This is a genomic window from Streptomyces sp. NPDC094147 (assembly GCF_044764265.1).
Taxonomy (GTDB): Bacteria; Actinomycetota; Actinomycetes; order Streptomycetales; family Streptomycetaceae; genus Streptomyces.
The window spans coordinates 92,347-112,496 of record NZ_JBIWHT010000003.1 but is presented as its reverse complement, the minus strand read 5'-3'; the positions used below and the strand labels follow the sequence as shown (position 1 = coordinate 112,496).

20 protein-coding genes are annotated in these 20,150 nt (G+C 68.5%); 11 read left to right on the top strand and 9 right to left on the bottom strand.

The window, feature by feature from the left end:
• Positions 1-66: 66 nt before the first annotated feature.
• From ACIQ8J_RS07895 to ACIQ8J_RS07880, 4 genes are all read right to left on the bottom strand, one after another.
• Complete coding sequence (locus ACIQ8J_RS07895) at positions 67-771, bottom strand: hypothetical protein (RefSeq protein ID WP_403268071.1); 705 nt, start codon at positions 769-771, stop codon at positions 67-69.
• A gap of 52 nt (positions 772-823) precedes the next feature.
• Entirely contained in the window at positions 824-1,435 is a 612-nt protein-coding gene (locus ACIQ8J_RS07890) for a hypothetical protein (protein ID WP_403607769.1), read from the bottom strand.
• A 156-nt stretch (positions 1,436-1,591) separates the two neighbouring features.
• Entirely contained in the window at positions 1,592-2,377 is a 786-nt protein-coding gene (locus ACIQ8J_RS07885) for a hypothetical protein (protein ID WP_403268065.1), read from the bottom strand.
• Between the two features lie 39 nt (positions 2,378-2,416).
• The gene (locus ACIQ8J_RS07880; protein WP_403268062.1) at positions 2,417-2,677 is read right to left on the bottom strand and encodes a WXG100 family type VII secretion target; all 261 of its coding nucleotides are present in this window, start codon (positions 2,675-2,677) and stop codon (positions 2,417-2,419) included.
• Between the two features lie 235 nt (positions 2,678-2,912).
• Here ACIQ8J_RS07880 and ACIQ8J_RS07875 point away from each other — a divergent pair, with 235 nt between their 5' ends.
• Positions 2,913-3,173 (top strand): WXG100 family type VII secretion target, encoded by a 261-nt coding sequence (locus ACIQ8J_RS07875; RefSeq protein WP_403268059.1) that lies wholly within the window; start codon positions 2,913-2,915, stop codon positions 3,171-3,173.
• A gap of 192 nt (positions 3,174-3,365) precedes the next feature.
• Entirely contained in the window at positions 3,366-3,731 is a 366-nt protein-coding gene (locus ACIQ8J_RS07870) for a hypothetical protein (RefSeq protein ID WP_403268056.1), read from the top strand.
• A 150-nt stretch (positions 3,732-3,881) separates the two neighbouring features.
• Here ACIQ8J_RS07870 and ACIQ8J_RS07865 read toward each other — a convergent pair whose 3' ends face one another.
• The gene (locus tag ACIQ8J_RS07865) at positions 3,882-4,337 is read right to left on the bottom strand and encodes a hypothetical protein (protein WP_403268053.1); all 456 of its coding nucleotides are present in this window, start codon (positions 4,335-4,337) and stop codon (positions 3,882-3,884) included.
• A gap of 716 nt (positions 4,338-5,053) precedes the next feature.
• Here ACIQ8J_RS07865 and ACIQ8J_RS07860 point away from each other — a divergent pair.
• The 8 genes from ACIQ8J_RS07860 (at position 5,054) to ACIQ8J_RS07825 (ending at position 10,515) form a co-directional block, all read left to right on the top strand.
• Positions 5,054-5,710, top strand: a complete 657-nt coding sequence (locus tag ACIQ8J_RS07860) for a hypothetical protein (RefSeq protein ID WP_403268050.1) — start codon at positions 5,054-5,056, stop codon at positions 5,708-5,710.
• The gene (locus tag ACIQ8J_RS07855) at positions 5,698-6,747 is read left to right on the top strand and encodes a hypothetical protein (protein ID WP_403268046.1); all 1,050 of its coding nucleotides are present in this window, start codon (positions 5,698-5,700) and stop codon (positions 6,745-6,747) included. The genes ACIQ8J_RS07860 and ACIQ8J_RS07855 overlap by 13 nt, the downstream gene beginning before the upstream one ends.
• A 137-nt stretch (positions 6,748-6,884) precedes the next feature.
• The gene (locus ACIQ8J_RS07850; RefSeq protein WP_403607767.1) at positions 6,885-7,970 is read left to right on the top strand and encodes a hypothetical protein; all 1,086 of its coding nucleotides are present in this window, start codon (positions 6,885-6,887) and stop codon (positions 7,968-7,970) included.
• Positions 7,971-8,031: 61 nt separating this feature from the next.
• The gene (locus ACIQ8J_RS07845; protein WP_403268041.1) at positions 8,032-8,913 is read left to right on the top strand and encodes a hypothetical protein; all 882 of its coding nucleotides are present in this window, start codon (positions 8,032-8,034) and stop codon (positions 8,911-8,913) included.
• Between the two features lie 18 nt (positions 8,914-8,931).
• The gene (locus ACIQ8J_RS07840) at positions 8,932-9,195 is read left to right on the top strand and encodes a hypothetical protein (protein ID WP_403268038.1); all 264 of its coding nucleotides are present in this window, start codon (positions 8,932-8,934) and stop codon (positions 9,193-9,195) included.
• A 2-nt stretch (positions 9,196-9,197) separates the two neighbouring features.
• Complete coding sequence (locus tag ACIQ8J_RS07835; protein ID WP_403268036.1) at positions 9,198-9,653, top strand: RDD family protein; 456 nt, start codon at positions 9,198-9,200, stop codon at positions 9,651-9,653.
• Between the two features lie 9 nt (positions 9,654-9,662).
• A complete protein-coding gene (locus ACIQ8J_RS07830) occupies positions 9,663-10,112 on the top strand; it encodes a hypothetical protein (RefSeq protein ID WP_403268033.1) in 450 nt (149 codons plus the stop codon).
• Between the two features lie 142 nt (positions 10,113-10,254).
• Entirely contained in the window at positions 10,255-10,515 is a 261-nt protein-coding gene (locus ACIQ8J_RS07825) for a WXG100 family type VII secretion target (RefSeq protein WP_403268030.1), read from the top strand.
• Between the two features lie 154 nt (positions 10,516-10,669).
• Here the strand turns inward: ACIQ8J_RS07825 and ACIQ8J_RS07820 are convergent, their stop codons facing one another.
• The 3 genes from ACIQ8J_RS07820 to ACIQ8J_RS07810 form a co-directional block, all read right to left on the bottom strand.
• Positions 10,670-11,122: an RDD family protein gene (locus ACIQ8J_RS07820; RefSeq protein WP_403268027.1), complete on the bottom strand. Its 453-nt coding sequence runs from the start codon at positions 11,120-11,122 to the stop codon at positions 10,670-10,672.
• Complete coding sequence (locus tag ACIQ8J_RS07815; protein ID WP_403268024.1) at positions 11,119-15,588, bottom strand: FtsK/SpoIIIE domain-containing protein; 4,470 nt, start codon at positions 15,586-15,588, stop codon at positions 11,119-11,121. The genes ACIQ8J_RS07820 and ACIQ8J_RS07815 overlap by 4 nt, the downstream gene beginning before the upstream one ends.
• 134 nt (positions 15,589-15,722) lie before the next feature.
• The gene (locus tag ACIQ8J_RS07810) at positions 15,723-17,540 is read right to left on the bottom strand and encodes a protein kinase (RefSeq protein ID WP_403268835.1); all 1,818 of its coding nucleotides are present in this window, start codon (positions 17,538-17,540) and stop codon (positions 15,723-15,725) included.
• A gap of 439 nt (positions 17,541-17,979) precedes the next feature.
• Here ACIQ8J_RS07810 and ACIQ8J_RS07805 point away from each other — a divergent pair, with 439 nt between their 5' ends.
• The gene (locus ACIQ8J_RS07805; protein WP_403268021.1) at positions 17,980-19,029 is read left to right on the top strand and encodes an alpha/beta hydrolase; all 1,050 of its coding nucleotides are present in this window, start codon (positions 17,980-17,982) and stop codon (positions 19,027-19,029) included.
• A 35-nt stretch (positions 19,030-19,064) separates the two neighbouring features.
• On the opposite strand, the gene ACIQ8J_RS07800 is transcribed toward ACIQ8J_RS07805, so the two are convergent.
• A complete protein-coding gene (locus tag ACIQ8J_RS07800; protein ID WP_403268018.1) occupies positions 19,065-19,931 on the bottom strand; it encodes a menaquinone biosynthetic enzyme MqnA/MqnD family protein in 867 nt (288 codons plus the stop codon).
• Positions 19,932-20,150 lie beyond the last annotated feature (219 nt).

The window sequence follows — 20,150 nt, the reverse complement described above, 5'->3', positions numbered from 1 at the left end:
CGGCCCGCAGCTCGGCCCGGGTGACATGGCCCGCTCCGTGTCAGCGTGGCGGGCCCGCTCCATACCTCAGGACTCCCGCAGTACGGCGAGGGCGAAGGCCAGCCGACGATCGAGCCAACTCGCCTGCGCCAGATACCATTTGACGCCGTCGGACAGGGCCGAGGTCATGGCCACCTGCTCCCCGGCCTTCCAGGTCACCGGCTTGGCAGACCCCCTGCTGGTGTTGCTGTCGTCCGCGCCGAGACCCATGACGGAGCCCACGACGCTGCCGAGCGCCTTGCCGGCGGTACGGCCCAGCACTTGACCGGCGCCGCCCTTCGCCCAGTGGTAGCGCGCCACCACCTCGGGCCGGCCCGGTTGCTCCAGCCACCAGCCGTGCTGAACCAGGCGCTTGGCCGCCGGGCCCCTGAAGACGGACCCGACCTCCTGGCCCTTGCCATCACGTACCCGATAGCGGCGCGAGCCATCGTCCCCGGTTCCCGCATCCGGGGTGACGGAGCACAGGAGACGCTGGGCGGCATCGTCCTCGTACAAGCGGAAGCCTGACTCGGTCGGCGACGCTTCGGGGCCGGGGAGCACGACGAACACGCTGGGGACCAGGTGGACGTCGCGTCCGCTGCGCTTCTCGACCCGAACAGCCAGTGGCCCCGGCCCCGCGCTGCCACGGGCCGTCGGACGCGATGCGGTGCCGATCGTGAACTTGCTGATGCTGTCCCAGTGCACCGGTTCCAAGGACGGCGGTTCCGCTTCTGCTTTCCTGCCGAATGCCATTGCTTCACTTCCTCTCACAGGCGGCGCCGGCCACCGCCGACGCCCCTTCGCCTCAGGCGCGTCGCCTTCGCAGCCGGCCATAGAGAATGAATGCCTCCATCGCGGCGAGCAGCCCACCGCAGGTCCAGAGCAGGGCCCCGGAAGCGCCGTTGACGGAGCCGCTCAGCCGAGGGGAGAGCCGGCCCTGTGGGTCGACGACGAGGGTGACGTGCTGCCCCTCCCGCACGTTGTCCTCACAGCCGTCCCCCATGTCGCCCACGGAGTACACCGCCGATTCGACGACGTCCGTGCGAACCACCTTGCAGGTGCGGCCGTCGCCGTGCTTGCGGTAGAAGCTCTGCACGTCCGCGATCACCGCCGGGTACCGGACACCACGCTGATCCAGCATGTGGTCGTTCAGAGCAGGTCCGATGAAGAGCGCCGCACAAAACGCGAGGGCCACCACGCAAGCACCCGGCCCCGGGCCGCACATGACCCACGCCCCAATGAGGACGACCAGCAGCAGCACGACGGATACCGACAGGGTCAGGGTCCCCTGCGTCTGCGCGAGCCATCCGCAACCGGCCAAGGCGAACGGGACGAGCAGCATGGTCATCAGGGTGCCCAGCCACCGAAGTGACCGCTTGGGCGGCGGTGCCACGGGCGCCGCTTCGTTCACGCTCACTGCCGCCGCGTTTCCTTCATCTCGCCCACCAGATCGCTTCCCAACCGCACGCGGTGCCGTCACCGCGGGGTCCGGCCTTCTTGCCTCTTGTCCGCCTACGCCTCTACTCCTCCTATGCCTCGTCGATCATGTCTTCCTTGCCCGGGAGCAGCTCCGTCACTCTGTCCCAGATGTCGCCGGGCGTCGTCCACGCCAGGGCCAGGGGCTTTCCGGGGTCACCTGGCCCTGCACGATGGGCTCTTCGGGCTTCTCACGGACCCAGTAGCCGTGCGGGCCGCAGTCCCAGGCGGCGAGGGCGCGGACCATGGCGGAGCGCTCGCCACGATGCTTGCCGTCCCAGGCCGTGGTGATGCGCCAGGTGGCGTTGAGAACGAGGACCAGCTCCAGGAACTGGTCGAGTGCGGCTCCCGCCAGGCCGCTGGTCTCGACCAGGGCCTTGCGGGTCAGGTCGCGGGCCGCGGACTCGTCGCCGGCCGCCTCGCCGAGGGCGACGAACGCCGCGTCGAGGGCGCCCATCGTCGTCTCGATGCGAGCGGTCGCGGGCGCCTCCATCGCCTCCCCTCGGTGGAGGCTGACCTTGCGGGCGAGCTCCCAGACCAGGGTGCTCGGCTCGATGGAGACGTACTCGGACTCCTCCTCGCCGGGCCAGCCGTCGTACGAGACGACGGCTTCCTGGCCGACGACCACCCCGTGGTTCACCGGGCCGTGCTCGCCGGTGATCTCCACCTGGATCAGGGCCATCGGGTCGGCCAGCGCGCCGAGCAAGTCGCGGAGCAGCGGGGCGAGTTCGCCCACCGCGCCGACCAGGCCGATCCGCTGCAGTTCGAGCAGGCCCTCCCACAGCTCTTCGGGCGGGGTCTCGCCGTCCAGCAGATGCGCGAAGACCGCGATGTGGCGGTCGGCCAGCCGGAAGCGTGCGCGGGAACTGTCGTACGACGGCATGACTCTCGATTCCTCCCCAGGGGCCGGTGGTTGACCGGCTCACTTCTTGGGGTTCTGCAGGTCCTTGGCGTCCTGGCCGGCCTGCCGTGCCTCGGTCCGCAGCGACTGGGCCACCGTGGAACAGGTGGTGCGCCAACTGTTCAGCTTGCCGCGGACGTCGGTGGCATTGGGCCCTGCCCACGTCTTCATGATGGTGGTGCTGTGGGTGCGCGGCCGGTCCATCAGGGACTCCACGTGGTCGGCGAGCGAACGCAACTCCGCGGCACGGTTGTTGAGTTCTTGAATGTCTGGATTTGCCATAGCAACCTCCCCCGCTGTCACATGAGCAACCCAGCATATCCCCAAGGATCGGCAAAGTTCAGGCGACCTCCAACCCGTTCCTCACCCGGCGAACCGGTGGTCCAGCCCGCGGAGGAGACGGCGCGGCCTCGCCATCGACGGGCCTGTACAGGAAGTACGGGAGGTGCGATAGCGTCGCCTGGTACCAGATGGATTTTCTGTTTACTCAGCGAGAAGTGATACGGGGAGGAACGCGATGGAACGCGGTGCAAGTCTCAAGGAACTCAGGGACCTGGCAAAGCTGTTCGGCCGCAGCGCGGGCGACCTGCAGACGCTCATCAACAACCTGAACTCGTCGACGTCCGGCAGCACCGGCTACTGGAAGGGCCCCAAGTCGGACCAGTTCCGCAAGGACTGGGAGGACGCCCGCGGCACCTTCTCCAAGTGGGTCGACACCCTCCACGACGCCCAGAAGTCCGCGTCGACCAGCGCCGACAACATTGAGCGCGCCACCTGATCCGCACCACCACAGCCGGATCACGAAACATCGCGGGGGCGTCCACCATGGGTGGACGCCCCCGTGGCTTGCCTGGCCGACCGCTCGGGGCCCGCAAGCCTCAACTCCCCTGACGGGGAAGGCCAATCCCCATGAACCGGATCTGATAGCTCCGCTGGGGCGGATCCTGATGGCTGATACCACGCGTACTCCGTGACCGCCCAGCTCAACGTCGGCGGCGTCAACATCAGTGCGACCACCACCGCGACGCCGGTCTCCGTACAGCTCGACCCGGGCACAAAGGACGCCACCCTCTTCCCCGCGTCCGGAGAGTGCGCGCCCAATTCGGACGGCTCCATCGGCACCGCGTACGAACCAGGCGACGCCAACCAGAACCCGCCCTGCGGCCTCACCTACCTACGCGCTACCGGTGGCGGCACATACAAGTTCACGGCCACGGTCACCTGGAAAGTCTCCTGGACTGGCACGGGAAACCCCGGCACACACCCCCTGCCCGACACCACTTATGGCACACCCCAGGACGTCACGGTGCAGGAGATCCAGGCCATCAACCGCTGACATCCAGTCCTGAAACCGGATCAGCATCGACCAGGCAAAGGGCAACCAGCGCATTCGTCGACCGCATGCGTATCCCGCTTGCGGCCGTGGACCCGGTGTCGATCCGCACGGAGCTCCAGCGGCTGCGATCCGCTCAGCCTTCCGCTCTCGTTACGAGAGGTGCGGCTGCGAATACACGAGCAAGGGAACATGCGGCGCAAAAGCGTCCACCGCAGCCTGGAGGCGTTCGGGGTCGAGTCGCCAGAAGTTGATGGGGCGGCTGGCCAGAAACAGCTCATAGTCGACATGCGGCGCCAACTTCTCGGCCCGTTGCCGACTGAGATGGCTGTTCATGCCGGCCAGATGAGGCGCCCCGGGCTTGCGCTGCACACCGATGTGACTGATCCCGTTGCCGGCCGTGCGCTGAAACCACATCACCATGGTGGTGACGTCCCCCCACGGCACGAAGGCGAGTTGGCGCTCGTACCGCGCAGGAGCTCCCCCGAGCAGCACCCCCTCGCTGTCGACCCGGAAGGCAACCAACTTCTTCCAGCCCGCGCCACAGAGCAGTTGGAAGGGCGTACGAGTGAAGTGCGCCTCGTATACAGGTGAGTTGCCATCAGTCATCAGGACCCTCGTGAGCGGCTGCGTGGTGCGGACAGCTCCGACACCACAACCTACTTCGAGGCGCCGGTCTTCTTCTTGTTCTCTTCGTCCTGCACGCTCTGAAGGATCTTGTTCCTGCACTCTTCGACGCGATCGCTCATGATTCCCTCCCCATGGACGCGGTCTTAAGCGGCTGGCTGCTTGATCAGCTTGATGATGTGCTCCTCAAGGGTGCGCTCGCTGACCGTCTGCGGCGAGTCCACGTTCACCGCTCACACCTCGCGGTCGGCCACGTACCTCGTGCGGAGCGGACCGGGCTCGTCGGCGAGCACGACATTGCGGCAGCCGAACCAGGGCCAGCAATGTGTTGGAGCCGCAGTCGACCGTGTAGTCGTTGGTCCGCGGAGCGCCCTGGCGATCGAGCAGAGGACCCGGGCGCTTCGCGGGCCAACGGTCCCGACCGGCGCGAACGCTGTCCTACTCGGTCTCGGTGGCCTTCAGTCGATCGATCTGGAAGGTTTGCCTTTCACGCGCCAACCCGATCCCGATCCAAAGGTCCTGAACGTTGTTCACACTGGCCCCCGGATTCCCTCGGAGTCCAGACGCCTCAAAGGATAGGGCCACCTCACAGTTCCACACCGACAGGCCCAGTTGCTGCCGAAGTTCACTCTGGTGAACCAAGCGCCGTCTCGCTAGCGTCGGTCCCTCAGGCCACACCTGCCTCACCGGGAGCGCCAGTGAACCGTCGCACTTTGCCGGCCGCCGCCGTAGTCACGGCGACCGTCACCCTGTTGTTGACCGCATGCAGCAACAACGCCGACAAGCCCAAGGGCTCGGACAAGATCGCCGGAGCCGACCAGGGCGGCAAGGCGTCCGCGTCACCGAGCGCCTCTGCCTCGGCTCCCGCCGGCGCCCGGCCGAAAATCGAACTGCCGACGGACCTTTCATACGCATTCGATTGGCAGAAGACCGGCGACGTGGCGAAGGACGCCGTTCTCTCCGACGCCGAGCAGTTCGTCAAGGCGATCGACTTCGCCATCGTCAAGCAGGACCCCCTTCAAGAGGCGTACCGCTTCTATTCGGAGGGAGAGCTGTCCGCCTCGACGCAGGGGTACGTCCAGGAGTACGTCAAGGCCAAGTCGCGGGTCACGGGCTCGTACCGCTACTACAACGCGACCGTGTCGGTCAGCGATCGCGGCACCGCTTCGCTGTCCTACTGCCAGGACCAGAGCAAGGCGTACGACATGGCCATTCCGACCGGCGAGATCGACAAGACGCCTGCCACCAAGAACAGCTACGTGCTCTACAACACTGCGCTCCGCAAGAACGACCGGGGAGTCTGGATCACCACCAAGATGATCTCTGCCAGGGGGAGTTCGAAGTGCCGGTCTTGATGAACCGGTACGTCGCGGTGGCCAGTGCGGCCATTCTGGGGTCGCTGCTGCTCTCGGCCGGTCCCGCGTTCGCCGACAACAAGATCGGCGGCGGCGCCAAGGGCGGCAGCCCGACCGGCGGCAGCCCGACCGGCGGCAACTCGAAGCCCGACGGCACTATCTCTGCCACCGCCGGCGGCGTGGTCTATGACCGCTCCAAGAACGGCACAGGTGATGCCGTCGGCCCCGTCGCCCCCACCGGCAACTGGAAGCCCCCGGCCTGCTGGTACGCCCCCAAGTACACCCCGGAACAGTTCAAGGCATACGTCGAGCCGATCTGGAACGCCGAATCCACCGGCTACGTGTGGGACGCCCAGCAGCGCGACAGATACGTCAACGGGCACCCGTACACCAACTTCAACCTGGACAAGTCCGGCAAGGGCTACTGGTGGGACTCGTACGTCAACGAGAGCTTTCCGCCCGGCTGGGACTCCTGCAACAAGCCCGCGTTCTGGGTCGACCAGGGCGCCCCTCCCCCGGCGGACGTGCCCGAGGCCGTCACCCCGGAAGTCCTCGCCCAACTCGCCTACGCCGAGATCCGCGTGCCGACCACGAAGGTCACCCTTAGGCCTGACGGCGCCACCAAGGTGAACCTGCCGACCTGGGCGTGGCTGGACAAGGCCGACTTCCACCCGGTCTCGGTCACCGCGTCCGTCCCGGTCCTCAACATCTCGGCGACCACCACCGCAACCCCGGTCTCCCTCCAGCTTGAGCCCGGCACCAACGACTCCGTCATCTTCCCCACGTCCGGCGAATGCCCCATCAACGCGAACGGCTCCATCGGCACCCCCTACACAGTGGGCGACGCCGACAAAACCCCGCCCTGCGGCGTGAAATATCTCCGCGCCACCAGCACCGCCCCCTACAACCTCAAAGCCACCGTCACCTGGAAAATCGAGTGGACCGGCACCGGCACCAATGGCGGCAAGCTCCCCGACGGCACCTTCGGCCAGAACCAGCAAGTCACCGTCCAGGAAATCCAAGCAATCAACCGCTGACGATCGGAAAGTCCTGGTGTGTGCGTCGCCCGACCATGCTCCGGAATCTGGTCCGATGCCGGTCCCGCACCACGAACCCGACGTTCCACGCCAGTCGCCCGTCATCTGGAAGACCACTCATAAGGGAGCCGACAACCGTGTCCTTTCGAGGATTGCAGAAGGATCGAGCACGGGACCTTGCTGCCGCCGTCTCAGTCGCCGGCGGAGCCCTCGCCGTCCAAGGCGGCCTCATCAGCAGCCTCCTTGCCCAGTGGAACGGACAGGCTGGAAGGCTCTCCGAATTCCCCAAGAAGGCCTCTTGGGCGGCCGACCAGGCCAAGGACATCAGGCGACGGATCGGAATCCTGGATGCGGACCCCGATGCGGATCTCTTGTACGCGAGCCTCAGTGGTGTTCTGGACGATTGGAAGGAATTCAAGGACTTCGCAGACGGCATCAAGGACAGCGACGCCTACAAACGTTACAAGAGCGCCACAGAGAGTGACGCCTACAAGAATTTCCAGGATGCCAAGAAGACGCTGAAGGTCACGGGGATCCCCACCGCTGTCGAGGCATCTCTCAGCTTGTATCAGCGATGGCAGCAGGGACAGAATGTCGCAGGGGCACGAGCGGTGTTTGAGCTGAACAAGTACTTCGGCGTGGACGCCGATCGGCTGAAGCTCAAGCGCGGGGAGTTCCTGAAGGAACTGCTTGAGGACCAGCGACTGCGCAACATGTACAAGGAGCCATGGAAATGGCAGCAGGCCGTCGCGAAAATCGGTGCCAAGCTTCGGATACCAGCGGTCGGGAAGATTCCCAAGGTCGGTGAATACCTTGAGCGCCCGCTGGCCAAAATCTTCACCAAGGCACCGGGAGTCGGCTTCCTCTCTGAGAAGGTACTGCTCCCTGCCAACGTTGTGACCGGCGTTAAGGAAATGGTTCTTCCGGATCACGCAGGCCCACAAGGCTGGGTAGACCGCGGCATGGGAGGCGTTCAGGCCGCGGGCGCCGTTGCTGTCATGGGCGGCACCAGCATGGGTGGTCTCTTGTTCGGGGCTGGAACGGCAGCCGCCGCCGCTGTACCTGTCGTTGGCTGGGTGGCACTCGGCGTCGCCGGCACCTACTTCCTGGGAAGTATGGTCTGGGATAGATACGGCGACGACATCAAGAAGGGCGCAAGCAAGGCCTGGAAAGCCTCAAAAAACTGGGGTGGAAAGACACTAAAAAAGCTCAAGTTCTGGTGAGAACTCCCCTCATGGGGGACTGGGTTGTCGACGGTGGCGCGTAAAACAGAGGATGAATATCGTGGCGCAGCAAGAACTTGACATGGAGCTGGACAAGTTCCGCTCGTTCATCGGCGAGGCTCTGGCCGATGGCGGAACGCAGCATCTCATCAAATTCACAGATGAGGAGCTGGCCGTACTCGACCCCGATTCGCTCGTCGATGTCGTGGCCCCCACCCCCCATTTGGACGCGATGTCGGACGCCGAGCGCGAGTGGGTGCTCGCGACTGCGCTCCGTTCACTCGTCGCGCGCGACCTCGTGGAGGTCGAGAACATTGAGGAGCTTGATGCGGTGCTGCGTGCTTCCTCGGAAGCGGGTATGGACCGGCCCGAGGACCAGAAGGCCGAAGACGATGCCCCGGTATCAGGCGCGGCATTGAAGATGAAGATCTCCCCGGAGGTGGACCTCGCGCTGGTTCTTCGGCGTACAGCCGGACATATTGTTGTGGCGGAGCAGCAAACCATCCGTGGCAGCATCCACGCCCTCGTGTACGTGCATGCCCGGGACCTCCTTCTCGTGGAACGGATCACGGGCGGTGGGATGCACATCTTCACACTCGCCAACTCGGCTTCCGACGCTGCTGAGATGCTGCAGGCTCTGACAGATCCATTCGGGGTGGCCGACGAGGACGGCCCGGCGCGACAGCTCGACCCTCAGGCACTCGACAGTGCGGGCGTAGGCGAAGCCTTGAACAGCGCGATTGAGAACGCTCTCGTGGTGACGCAGCTCGTCGTGCTATCCGATCCTCCTGGATCGCTGCTGACCACGTACGCCACGGAGAACTCTGTCTGGACCGTGCTCGTCCACAAGCCGCACGACCCGAAGGGCATCACCGCCCGAGCAGTGGGAAACCGATCACTGACCCGCAGCATCAGGAACCTGATCCTCGCCAAGAGCGAGTAGCGCCGAGGGAGCCCCGCTATGACAGCTCGAGAAGACGACTGCCTGGCCGATGTACGTCGGATCAAGCGGTATGCCGACGAGATCGAACGTACCCTGGACAGCGTCGAACTCCTCAAAGGCGAAGACACGTGGCAAGGGCCCGCCGGGAACAATTTCCGCGGTGATTGGAAGGGCCACAACCAAACCATTCGCGATTCACTAACAGCAGCCAGGGCCGAGGCAGACAGGGTGTACAAGCAGGTCCAGGAAGAAGAGGGAAAGAAGAAGGCCGGAGCAAAATAGCCATGGCTCAGAGTAAAGATGCTGCCCCGGCCATCGAGGGACGTCGCTTCTTCGCGCTCATCATAGACGGCGCTCTCGGGGCCTTGAGTGGAATCATCGGGGCACCCATACTCATGGCGCTCATGACGAGAGGAGAGGAGTCGGTCCAAGTCACGTCTCCTCTGTTCTGGGTAGTCGGAATCTCAGCGGCCCTCTGCTTCTCATTCCTCAACCATGTGGCCCTTACAGCACTTACACGGGCAAGCGTCGGTAAGTTCCTGACAGGGCTTCGAGTCGTCACGCCGATCGGCCACCGACGCCCCACCCCCGGCGAGGCGCTGGGGCGCTGGGTCTTCGGACTCTTCTGGATGGTCGTCTATGTCCCTATCCATGTCCTGACGGACAGCTCCCTTGATCAACAAGATGCCGTAGGGCTGCAAATTATGCGTCGGCGTGACGTGAGTTCCAGCGCTGGGTAGGGTCCTTGTATGCCTGACTCGATCCCGCCCGTGTATGAGACATACCTTCCTCGCACCCCCATCCAGCTTATGGGTGGCGTCGGTTGGAAGCGCTTGGTCGCCTTCAGGATCGACGAGAGAGGCGTGACCCTGGGGGGCGCGCCTCTCCGCTACAAGGCTCACACCGTCTTTGTTCCGTGGGCCGACATCACTGCACTGGCATTGTGGCAACTGCACTCGGCGGGAACCACCTTGGACCACGTTGGCGTGCAGCGGCGAGCAGGAGCATCTCCGCTGCCCGGCCCCAACGACGGACGGCTGACGCCAGAAAGGGCCGCCAAACTGGCTCCGCATGTCGACTATGAAGTCATGATGGCGAGCCGCGCCATCACATTCTGGAAGCTCGACCCTGCCCGACTTCAGGCAGCGGTCGACGCATTTGCACCGAACGTCCCAGTGGTCGTCTATCAGGCAGACTGACACCAAGCATCTGCCAACCTGAGCAACTTCGTTCACGGAAATCCGAGTTCCGGCGGACCTTTACAGGAGCCACGGAAGACGCGGTGGCGTCCAACAACGCCAGCGAGACGTTCTATTTTACCGTGACACGGGGAGGAACGCGATGGAACGCGGTGCAAGTCTCAAGGAACTCAGGGACCTTGCCAAACTGTTCGGCCGGAGCGCGGGCGACCTGCAGACGCTCATCAACAACCTGAACTCGGCGACGTCCGGCAGCACCGGCTACTGGAAGGGCCCCAAGTCGGACCAGTTCCGCAAGGACTGGGAGGACGCCCGCGGCACCTTCTCCAAGTGGGTCGACACCCTCCACGACGCCCAGAAGTCCGCGTCCACGAACGCCGACAACATCGAGCGCGCCACCTGATCCGTGCCGGATCGGCTCCGGGATGACGCTCGTCGGGGCGTCCGCCTCCTCGGGTGGACGCCCTGACGCGTGGAGGAACGGTGGTGTTCGGCAGAAGTGGACCGCCGAAGATCCTCCCGTGAAGCCCGTCCCCTGCGGGAAAAGGGGTCCGGACTCACTTCCGCCGCACGATCCGCACCCCCGCGAAGTCCGCCGGTGGCGCCTCGCTGCCGCCCAGAGCGTAGGCCAGGGGGACGATCGTGCAGCCGTAGAGCACCCCGCCGAGCCAGCGCCACAGGAGCTGCCAGGGCCACGGACGGCCGGCGTCCGCGATGCGCACCACGCGGGTGCCCGTCATCAGCTTCCCCAGGCTCGCGCGGCAGAGCTGCGTCAGCAGCACCTGGTTCGCGAAGGAGAAGGCGGCCACACCCGCGAGGGTCCTGAGCGCGAGGCCCTTGAGGGGCGGTGCGGCGGGCTCCGGCTGGTGCACCGAGAACCACATGATGTACAGGAGTCCGCAGACGGCACCGGCGAGGACGGCCAACACCCCGTCGATCGCCGCCCCTCCGTACCGCCGCGCCATCGTCGCCGATACGAGTCCGTTCGCCTCCACCTGGTTCGCGCTCACCCCCGCATCACCCCCTGCACCGGCCGGAACGTCCCGCCCGAGACCAGTAGGCCGCTGCCCGGCTGGGCGGTGCCGATGTTTGAGGGGAGGCGGATGTTGAACAGTTCGCCCTCCTGGGAGTTCTGGGGGGTGAGGAGCAGGCCGTTGCGGGACTTGCGGGCGGCGGTGACGAAGCCGCGGTACTGGGAGGCCAGGCTGTCCGTCGTGCCGGCCGCGATGAGGCCGAGGCCGCCGTCGGCGCCCTTGCGGATGACAGCCTCCAGGGCCTCGTCGAGCCGGGTGTCGTAGAGCAGTTCGGCGTCGTCGGCCAGAAGCACGTAGGGGCGGCCCTCCGCCTTCTCCAGGAGCTCCTCCAAGTCGTCCTCCCTGGCCTCCGCGTCGAGGACGCCGAGCACCCCCTCGCGCCCCTCCATGTCCCGCAGGGGCGAGCGGCGCGGGGTGACCAGGACCACCGGCGTGCCCTGGGCGAGCAGCGACTCGGCCGCGCACATCAGGGCCGTCGAGCGGCCGGACTTCGGCGGACCGCCGATGACGAAGCCGGGGCCCGACTCCTCCAAGTCGATGCCGACGGGGGCCAGTTCGTCGCCGCCGACCGCGAGCAGCGCCCACAGCCCGGACGGCGGTACGAAGTCGGGGTCCAGCGCCATCGCCTCCCCGGCCGTGATGCGGGCCGGGAGCGCGTCCACCCGCATCGGGCGGAACCGGGCGGGCGTACGGCCGTGGGTCGCCCGCGCCTGCTCGGCGATCTCGCGCAGCACCCGCACCTGGGCCTGGCCGCCCGGGTCCTCGTCGAGGAGGGCGATCTGGGTCTCCTCCGTGCCGGTGTCGGTGATCCGCAGGGCGCGGCCCGGCGGCATGTTCTTGGGCACCTCGCGCGGCTGCAGACCCGCCATGGAGTAGTCGTTGGGGTCGGCGAACCGCATGATCAGCCGGTCCTGGAAGGCGGAGGCGACCATGCCGCTGAGGCCGCTGCGGTCGGCGGTCATGACGACCTTCAGGCCGACCGCCGAGCCCTCCCGGAAGATCCGCTGGGCCTGCTCGATGAGCTGGCCGTAGTTGTAGTTCTCGAAGGTGGAGAAGTAGCCCTCCCAGCTGTCGAGGAGCAGCACCATCCACGGCAGCCGGTCCTCCGGCGCGGCCGTGGACCGCTGCTCGGCGGTGCTGGACGCGCCTTCCATGGCCAGGAGTTGCTGGCGTCGGCTGATCTCGGCGAGCAGCCGGTCGAGAAGACGGCGTACGCGGTCGGGTTCGTCGCGGCTGACCACCGCGCCGACGTGCGGCAGCCGCACCAGGGGCAACAGCGCGTTGGAGCCGCAGTCGATCGCGTAGACGTGTACGTCGCGCGGAGACGCGGTCCTGGCGAGCGCGCCGGCGAGGGTGCGCAGGGCCGTCGAGCGGCCGGAGCGGGCGCCGCCGGCCAGCATGGTGTGTTCGCCTTCTACGAGGTCGAGGGCGAACGGCTTGCGGGCCTGCTGGGCGGGCAGGTCGGTCAGGGCGTACCCGATCGGCGGCACGTCGCCGTGGGTGGGCGCGGGGCCCCTCGCGGCGGCGAGTGCTTCGAGGGTGACGTGCTCGGGCAGCGGCGGCAGCCACGGGCTGCGGGGCGGCGGGAAGCCCATCTTCTGCGAGCCGTCCCGGATGGCGTCGACGAGCACGGCGAGGTCGGTGACCATCGTGCCGTCGTCGTCCGCCTCCGCCGGCTTGGGCATCGGGCGGCTGAACGAGGCCCAGGGCAGCGGGGAGAGCGTCGCCTTCGGGCCGCTCTTCCCGGTCGCCGGGCGGCGGCCGCCGATGCGCGCGGACTGCACGCCGACCAGGGACTGGGCGCCGGAGCGGACGTAGGCGCGGCCGGGGGTGGACTTGGCGATGGCCCCGGCGTCCGCGGCGTCGATGACGTCCATGGACTCGGTGCCGTCCGTCACCCGCAGGGCGATGCGCAGGTTGGTGTTGGCCCGGATGTCGGCGCTGACCACGCCGGCCGGTCGCTGGGTGGCGAGCACCAGGTGCACCCCGAGCGAGCGGCCTCGGCGGGCGATGTCGACAAGTCCCGCGACGAAGTCGGGGAGTTCGGCGACCAGCGAGGCGAACTCGTCGATGACCAGGACGAGTCGGGGCATCGGCTCCAGCTCGGGCCGGAACTTCCGGGTGTCGTTGTAGTCCTCGATGTCCTTGGTGCCGGTGTTGAACAGGATCGTCTCGCGGTGGTGCAGCTCGGCCGCGAGCGAGGCCAGCGCCCGCTCGGTGAGGTGCGCGTCGAGGTCGCTGACCATGCCGACGGTGTGCGGGAGCCGGGCGCAGTCCATGAAGGCGCTGCCGCCCTTGTAGTCGATCAGTACGTAGTTGAGGGCGTCCGGGCGGTTGGCGACGGCCAGCGAGGCGATGATCGTCTGCAGCAGCTCGGACTTGCCGGCACCGGTGGTGCCCGCGACCAGCGCGTGCGGGCCGTCCCTGCGGATGTCCAGGGTGAAGGTGCCGTCGGCCGCGATGCCGATGGGAGCCGCCGTGGTCGAGCCGCCGGCCCGCCAGAGCCGCTCGATGTCGGCGCCGGTCGGGTCGGGCAGGCCGAGCAGGCTGAGCAGCCGGGCCGCGGTGGGCAGGGCGCCACCGGCGTCGTCGCGGCTGACGTCGCGGACCGGGGCGAGCGAGCGGGCGAGCAACTCGCACCATTCGGGGCCGACTTGGTCCGCGAGGACCTCGCCGACGGCTTCGAGTCCCGAGCCGCGCAGCCGTACGTGGGTGGGCGACTGCGGGGTCCAGCACACGACGGCCCTGCACTCCTCGGGAAGCAGCCGGTCGTCCTCGTCGAGGCAGAGCGCGAAGATCCCGTACTGGGGCCCCTCCTGCAGGAGTTGGGGTACGCCGGGCATACGGCGGAGCAGCCGCGCCCCGTCGAGGACGAGCAGGACGTGCGGCTCGCCGCCGGGGGCGCCGCCCATCATGCTGCCCGAGTTCTCCTTGGCGGCCTTGCGCCGGGCCAGCTCGTTGAGGAGCTCGTTCACGCGGCGGGCGATGGTCTCGCTGTCGGAGCCGACCAGGGCGACACAGTCCTGGCCCTGCTGCGGCGCGGTGTGCGGCAGCCAGTGCGCCCAGCCCCAGTCCGCGCCGGATCGCAGCGAGGCCGACAGGAGTACGAGCGAGAGGTCGCGGGGGCTGTGCAGCACGGCGGCCTGGACGGCGAGCCAGTGGGCGGTGGCGAGCGCGCGCGGCCGGTCGCCGGAGACGCCGATGACGCCGAGTTCGGGGAACGACAGGATGACCGGTACGTCGGGCAGCAGCGGCGGTTGGGGCTTCTCCTCGCCGTAGGCCGCGCCCTGGCCGTGGGCGAGTTCGATGTCGGCGGGCAGACTGCCGACGCCGACCCGCAGCCGCAGTACGTCGATGTCGGTGAGGCGGCGCTCCCACAGCCGGCGCCGGGGGCCGGTGGCGAAGAGCAGCACCTCGGCGGGGTCGGGGTTGTCGGTCCGGCGGTTGCGCTGGTCCTCCTTGCCGAAGCGGGCCAACTCGGCTTCGTGCTCGGCGAGATCCCGCTTGTACTGCTTGAGGGACTTCTTGTTCTTCTGCTTGCCGTCGCGGTTGTCGCTGAACCACTGGCCGAGCATCATCAGCGGGGTCATCGCGCAGAACAGCAGCATGTAGACCTGTCTGGTCATGAAGTACATGGCCAGGCCGAAGACCATCGGGGTGAGCGCGGCGATCATCTGGAAGCGGGCGCGTTCGGACTTGGACGGCGGCACCGGCAGGAAGAGCCGCGGCCGCGGCCGCACCGGCGAGAGGCGCGGGGGCCGGTTGTAGGCGAGTCCGCCCTCGCCGGTCGGTGACAGGTGCGCGTCCGGTTCGCCGACCCGGTCGAGGACGAACAGCGAGTCCCCGACGCGTACGACGCCGCCGAGCGGCCAGTCGTGGGCGCCCTCCACCGCTTCGTCGTCGAGCAGCACCGTGACCCCGTTCTGCGGGGTGAGGACGGCCCCGCCCCGGACGTCGACGGTGACCTGGGCGGCGACGGGCCACAGCACGGGGTCGGGGGTCGCCAGGGTGCAGGTCGCGGCGGAGCCGATGGTGGCGGTGCCGACCGCGAGCCGGACGACCCGTCCGGCGCCCGGCCCGCCGGCGACCCGCAGCTCGTACCGGCCCACGGGCTCGCCCCTGCGGAGCAGCGGGCCTATGGAGTCGTCGACCGAGATCCGCATGCCGTCCCGCAGGATCTGGCCGACGGGGGTGTTCGGCTCGCAGCGGTGGCCGTCGGCCCAGAGGGTCGGCTCGGCGCTCCGGCCGGCGTACCTCGGGTCCAGGACGGTGCCGGGCAGCGCCACCACGACCGGCAGCGGCTGTCCGCTCGGCCCGGGTCCGGCGCCGGGAGCCGCCGCCAGGGCCTGGGCGACATCCCGTGCGCTCGCGTCGTCGTCGGCGTCGACCACGATGTCGTGCGGGGGTGCCCCCTCCTGCACGACGGTCACCAGGACTCGCATGGTCGTCTTCCTCCCCCGTCGGCCCGCCCGGCCCATCGCTGTGCATTGGCCCACCCGAGGCTAGTGGCTCCCTGTGCCCGCGAAGACCGAGGGTATGGCGATGACGCGGATCCGCCCCGGCCGCGGCCGGTGCCTCAGCCGCCCTGCCGCGCCAGCGTTCCCGTCGGCCTGCCCGCCGCCGTCTCCTGGGACTCGAAGCGGAGCTTGCCGTCGGACTGGAGGGTGTACGTCATCGCCGCGGTGGCGCCCGTGCAGCCGATGGTCGACGGCTTGGTGGGGTCCGTGCGTTCGGTGATGTGCAGGACTCGCGCGGTGGCCGAGTCCAGCGCGCCGATGCCGTGGCATTCGAGCGGGCCGATGGTGGTGGTCGTACGCACCACGTCCGCGCCCTTCGCGCCCTTGGTGATCACCGCCGTGTACGCGTAGCCCGAGGTGCCGTTGTCCTGCGTGAGCACGCCCTTCCAGGTGCCGATGAACTCGCTTGGCACGTCGGCCAGTTGACCGCCCTCGGACGGTGAGCCCGACGGGGACGCGCTTGCGGGCGGCTGCGCCGAGTCGGTCGCCGGGCTGGACGCCGGCGGCTTCGCTCCCGTGTTGTTCGCGTTGCCGCCCGGCAGCAGGTCGAAGAGGAACGCCGCCCCGAACGTGACGGCCGCCAGCGCGCCCGCCACGGCGAGGGCCACCGTGCAGCTGACCTTGCGGCCCCGGCCGCGTTCGCCCGGTTCGGCGGCGGTCGCGACGGAGAGCGCGACACGCGGACCCCGGTCGGCCGGGCCCGGCGGGCCGGTCGGACGCGGGGGGATCAGCGCCGCGGAGGACTCGGGCCCGGCGCTGCCGTACGCGGCGTCCGCCGGGCCGGCCGGCAGCGCGGGCGTCCGCGGTCCGGGAAACGCGGAGTCGACACCGCCGTACGACGCGTCCGGCGGCCCGAACTCACCGACCGCCGGGCCGCTGTGCGGGGTCGGCCCCCAACCCCGCACCGCGTCCTCCGCCCCTTCCACCGCCGGGCTGCTGAACGGGATCGGGCCCGAACCCCACGCCGTCTCCTCCGGTTCCAGGTCGAGCAGCCGCACCGCCGACCGGCTGACCTCCTCGACCAGCGGGCTCGGCAGCCAGCCGGACCGCACAAGGGCGGCGGCCCCGGCCGGGGCGAGCCGGGACGACAGCGCGCCCGGGGACGGGCGGTCGGCCGGGGCCTTGGCGAGGCAGGCCTCGACCACCTCGCGCAGCTCGCCCCCGAGAGCCGCCCCCAGTTCGGGCTGTTCGTGCACCACCTTGTAGAGGAGCGCGGCCGAGGAGTCGCCGGGGAAGGGCGGCTCGCCGGTCGCCGCGTACGCGAGGACCGCGCCCAGCGAGAACACGTCGGCGGCGCCGGTGACGGAGGCGCCCCGGCCGAGGATCTGCTCGGGCGACATGTAGCCGGGCGAGCCGATGGAGACGCCGGTCGCGGTGAGCGAGGCGGTGCCGTCGGTGGCACGGGCGATGCCGAAGTCGATGAGGCGGGGCCCGTCGAGGGTGAGCAGCACGTTCGACGGCTTCACATCGCGGTGGACCAGGCCCAGCGCGTGGACGGCGGCCAGCGCCTCGGCGAGGCCCGCGCCCAGGACGCGTACCGAATGAGCGGGCAGCGGGCCGTGGCCCGTGACGGCCTGGGTCAGCGAAGGGCCCGCGACATAGCCGGTCGCCACCCACGGAACCGGCGCCTGTGGGTCCGCGTCCAGGACCGGCGCGGTCCAGGCGCCGCCGACCCGCCGGGCCGCCTCGACCTCGTGCCGGAAACGGGCCCGGAACTGCTCGTCAAGGGCGAAGTGGGGGTGCACCACCTTGACCGCGACCGTGCGGCCGCCCGCGCTGCGGCCCAGATACACCCGGCCCATGCCCCCGGCCCCGAGCCGGCCGAGCAGCCGGTAGGCCCCGATGGTCCGCGGTTCGCCTGCTTCCAGCGGCTGCAACGACTGCATCGCGGTACTCCCCCAACGCCAACCTGGTCAAAAAGCCGGTCGGACAGCAGCGTAGGGGGTGTCCGGTGGGTCAGGGTCGGACAGGGCGCGGCGGCTGGTGCGGTGCATCGCAAGGCGCCGGAGCGTCTTCATAGCGGAGCTATGGGGACGTTTCGGCAACGCGGCGAGGTGCCGTGCCAGCCGCCGCGACCCCGGCCATGACCCACCGGACACCCCCTGGGCCGTACGTGGGCGGGATCACCCTCGATCGAGACTGATCCGATGCACACCCCGGCGAACCGAATGACTCATTCCGCACTCTTGACGGGTGTAGTTCGTGCGTAATCGCCCGAAGAGCCATCAAAAGGCTCCTGGGCACCGCCAAGACCGCCGCTCGCAGCACCGCCCGCCGCACCGCCCGAACCCCCCAGCCAGATTCACGGAGCCCCGAATGAACCGTCGCCGCCCCGCCGCTCTGATAGCAGCCGCCGTCATCGGCTCGGTCGTGCTGGTCGCCGGCTGCTCGGACGAGGGCAAGCCGGTCAGCTTCGACTCGGGGGCCGCCGGCCCCTCGGCCAAGTCCTCGGCCTCGCAGGCCCCGCAGAAGAACGACGACGCCTCCGCGAAGAACGGCGCGGGGGCGCAGACGCTCCTGCCGACCGGCCCGAAGGCCGAGTTCACCACACAGAGCACGCTCGCCGACGGCACCAAGATCGGCGTGACCACGCTCAAGGGTCCGAAGTCCGGGTTCACCGGCAAGGTGTGGGTGTGGGCGCCGAAGCAGTACTTCGAGGACAAGTACAAGAACAGCGGCTTCCCGGTGCTCATCGCGCTGCCGGGCGGAAACGGTTATCCGAAGAACTACTGGATGGGCACCGACCTCAAGCTCCAGAGCAGCATCACCGAGTGGTCGAAGACCGGCAGGAGCCTGCCGTTCATCGTCGTGATGCCGGTCCTCAACCCGGACGCGAAGCACTACTACGACGGCAGCGACATCCCGGGCCAGCCGAAGATGGGCACCTGGATGACCGATGACGTACCGGACCTGGTGAAGGCCAACTTCCGCACCTTCAAGTCCCGGGACGGCTGGGCGTTCATGGGCTCCTCGTCGGGCGGCTTCGTCGGCCTGAAGTCGGTGCTCAAGCGGCCCGACCAGTTCAAGGCCGTGATCGCCTCGGGCCCGGACACCGTGCCGGACTCCCCGCTGTGGGCCGGCCACGAGCCCGAGAAGCAGGCGAACAACCCGGAGAAGCTCGCCCAGGACCTGATAGACAAGAACGGCCCCGAGGTCGCCCTCGCCTTCCAGGTGGGCAGCAAGGAGGGCATCGTCGTCCAGAACGTGCAGAAGTTCATCGCCACGTACGGCAAGGGCCCCGTCAAGACCCGTCTCCAGGTGATCGAGGGCGGCACCCACAACGCCCACACCTACGTGACGGGCATGGGCGAGGGGACCATGGAGTGGATCAGCAAGCAGATGCTGGCCCCGGTCCCCTCCTCCTGACCCCGGCCACCTCGTCCTGACGCGCGGACGAGGCCTTACGGAGCGAGCAGCTCCACCGTCACATCGGCGGGGAACCCCGTCGTCGGCCCGGTCCGCCGGGCGAACTCCCGCACCCCGTCGAGCTGCTGGGCCCCGAAGCGGAAGTCCAGCGTCGTGAAGTAGCGCTCCAGGAGCTCGGCGTCGAAGACCTCCCAGCGCGCGGCCTGCTCGGCGACCTTGGCGACCTCCTCCAGGGAGAGGTCCCGCGACGCGAGGAACGCCTCGTGCACCTGCTGTACGAGGACGGGCTCGCGGGCCAGATAGTCCTTGCGGGCGGCCCAGACGGCGAAGACGAACGGCAGCCCCGTCCAGTCCTTCCACATCTGGCCGAGGTCGTGGACCTGGAGCCCGAGCCGGGGGGCGTCGTGCAGCGAGGCCCGCAGCGCGGCGTCGCCGATCAGCACGGCCGCGTCCGCCTCCCGCATCATCAGGCCGAGGTCGGGCGGGCACGTGTAGTAGTCGGGGCTCACCCCGTACCGCTCGGCGAGCAGCAGCTGCGCCAGGCGTACCGAGGTGCGCGAGGTGGACCCGAGCGCGACGCGCGCCCGGTCCAGGTCCTCCAGCGGGCGCTGCGAGACGATCACGCAGGACATGACGGGCCCGTCGCAGCCGACGGCGATGTCGGGGAAGGCGACCAGATCGTCCGCGTTGCGCAGGAACTCCACGAGGGTGATCGGTGCGATGTCGAGCTCGCCGCTCACCAACTGCTCGCTGAGCTTCTCCGGGGAGTCCTTGGTCAGCTCCAGGTCGAGCAGCGTCCCGGTCCGTGCCAGGCCCCAGTACAGGGGCAGGCAGTTGAGGAACTGGATGTGACCGACGCGCGGCCGGCCGCCTTCGTGCTGGGGGCTGGTTGAATTGTCCACATGCCGAGGCTAGACCCGTCCCGGAGTGTGGACGGCGCCGGGCCCTCGTGGGTCGCTCCCCCACCAGCTCAGAGGCCCGCCAAACGCATCCGATCACGTGATCTTTCCCTCTACCGCAGCACACATTCTGCGTGCTACGCTCAGCGCAAGTTGCAGTTTGGTTTCCCTTGCAGTACAGAGCCTGCGGAGCATGTAACCCGCAGGCTTTTGTAGTTTTCA

Coding starts and splice junctions, on each gene's coding strand:
- ACIQ8J_RS07865 (WP_403268053.1), bottom strand. CDS start 4,337: ATGACTGATGGCAACTCACCTGTATACGAGGCGCACTTCACTCGTACG.
- ACIQ8J_RS07830 (WP_403268033.1), top strand. CDS start 9,663: ATGCCTGACTCGATCCCGCCCGTGTATGAGACATACCTTCCTCGCACC.
- ACIQ8J_RS07805 (WP_403268021.1), top strand. CDS start 17,980: ATGAACCGTCGCCGCCCCGCCGCTCTGATAGCAGCCGCCGTCATCGGC.
- ACIQ8J_RS07880 (WP_403268062.1), bottom strand. CDS start 2,677: ATGGCAAATCCAGACATTCAAGAACTCAACAACCGTGCCGCGGAGTTG.
- ACIQ8J_RS07840 (WP_403268038.1), top strand. CDS start 8,932: ATGACAGCTCGAGAAGACGACTGCCTGGCCGATGTACGTCGGATCAAG.
- ACIQ8J_RS07875 (WP_403268059.1), top strand. CDS start 2,913: ATGGAACGCGGTGCAAGTCTCAAGGAACTCAGGGACCTGGCAAAGCTG.
- ACIQ8J_RS07835 (WP_403268036.1), top strand. CDS start 9,198: ATGGCTCAGAGTAAAGATGCTGCCCCGGCCATCGAGGGACGTCGCTTC.
- ACIQ8J_RS07895 (WP_403268071.1), bottom strand. CDS start 771: ATGGCATTCGGCAGGAAAGCAGAAGCGGAACCGCCGTCCTTGGAACCG.
- ACIQ8J_RS07815 (WP_403268024.1), bottom strand. CDS start 15,588: ATGCGAGTCCTGGTGACCGTCGTGCAGGAGGGGGCACCCCCGCACGAC.
- ACIQ8J_RS07885 (WP_403268065.1), bottom strand. CDS start 2,377: ATGCCGTCGTACGACAGTTCCCGCGCACGCTTCCGGCTGGCCGACCGC.
- ACIQ8J_RS07825 (WP_403268030.1), top strand. CDS start 10,255: ATGGAACGCGGTGCAAGTCTCAAGGAACTCAGGGACCTTGCCAAACTG.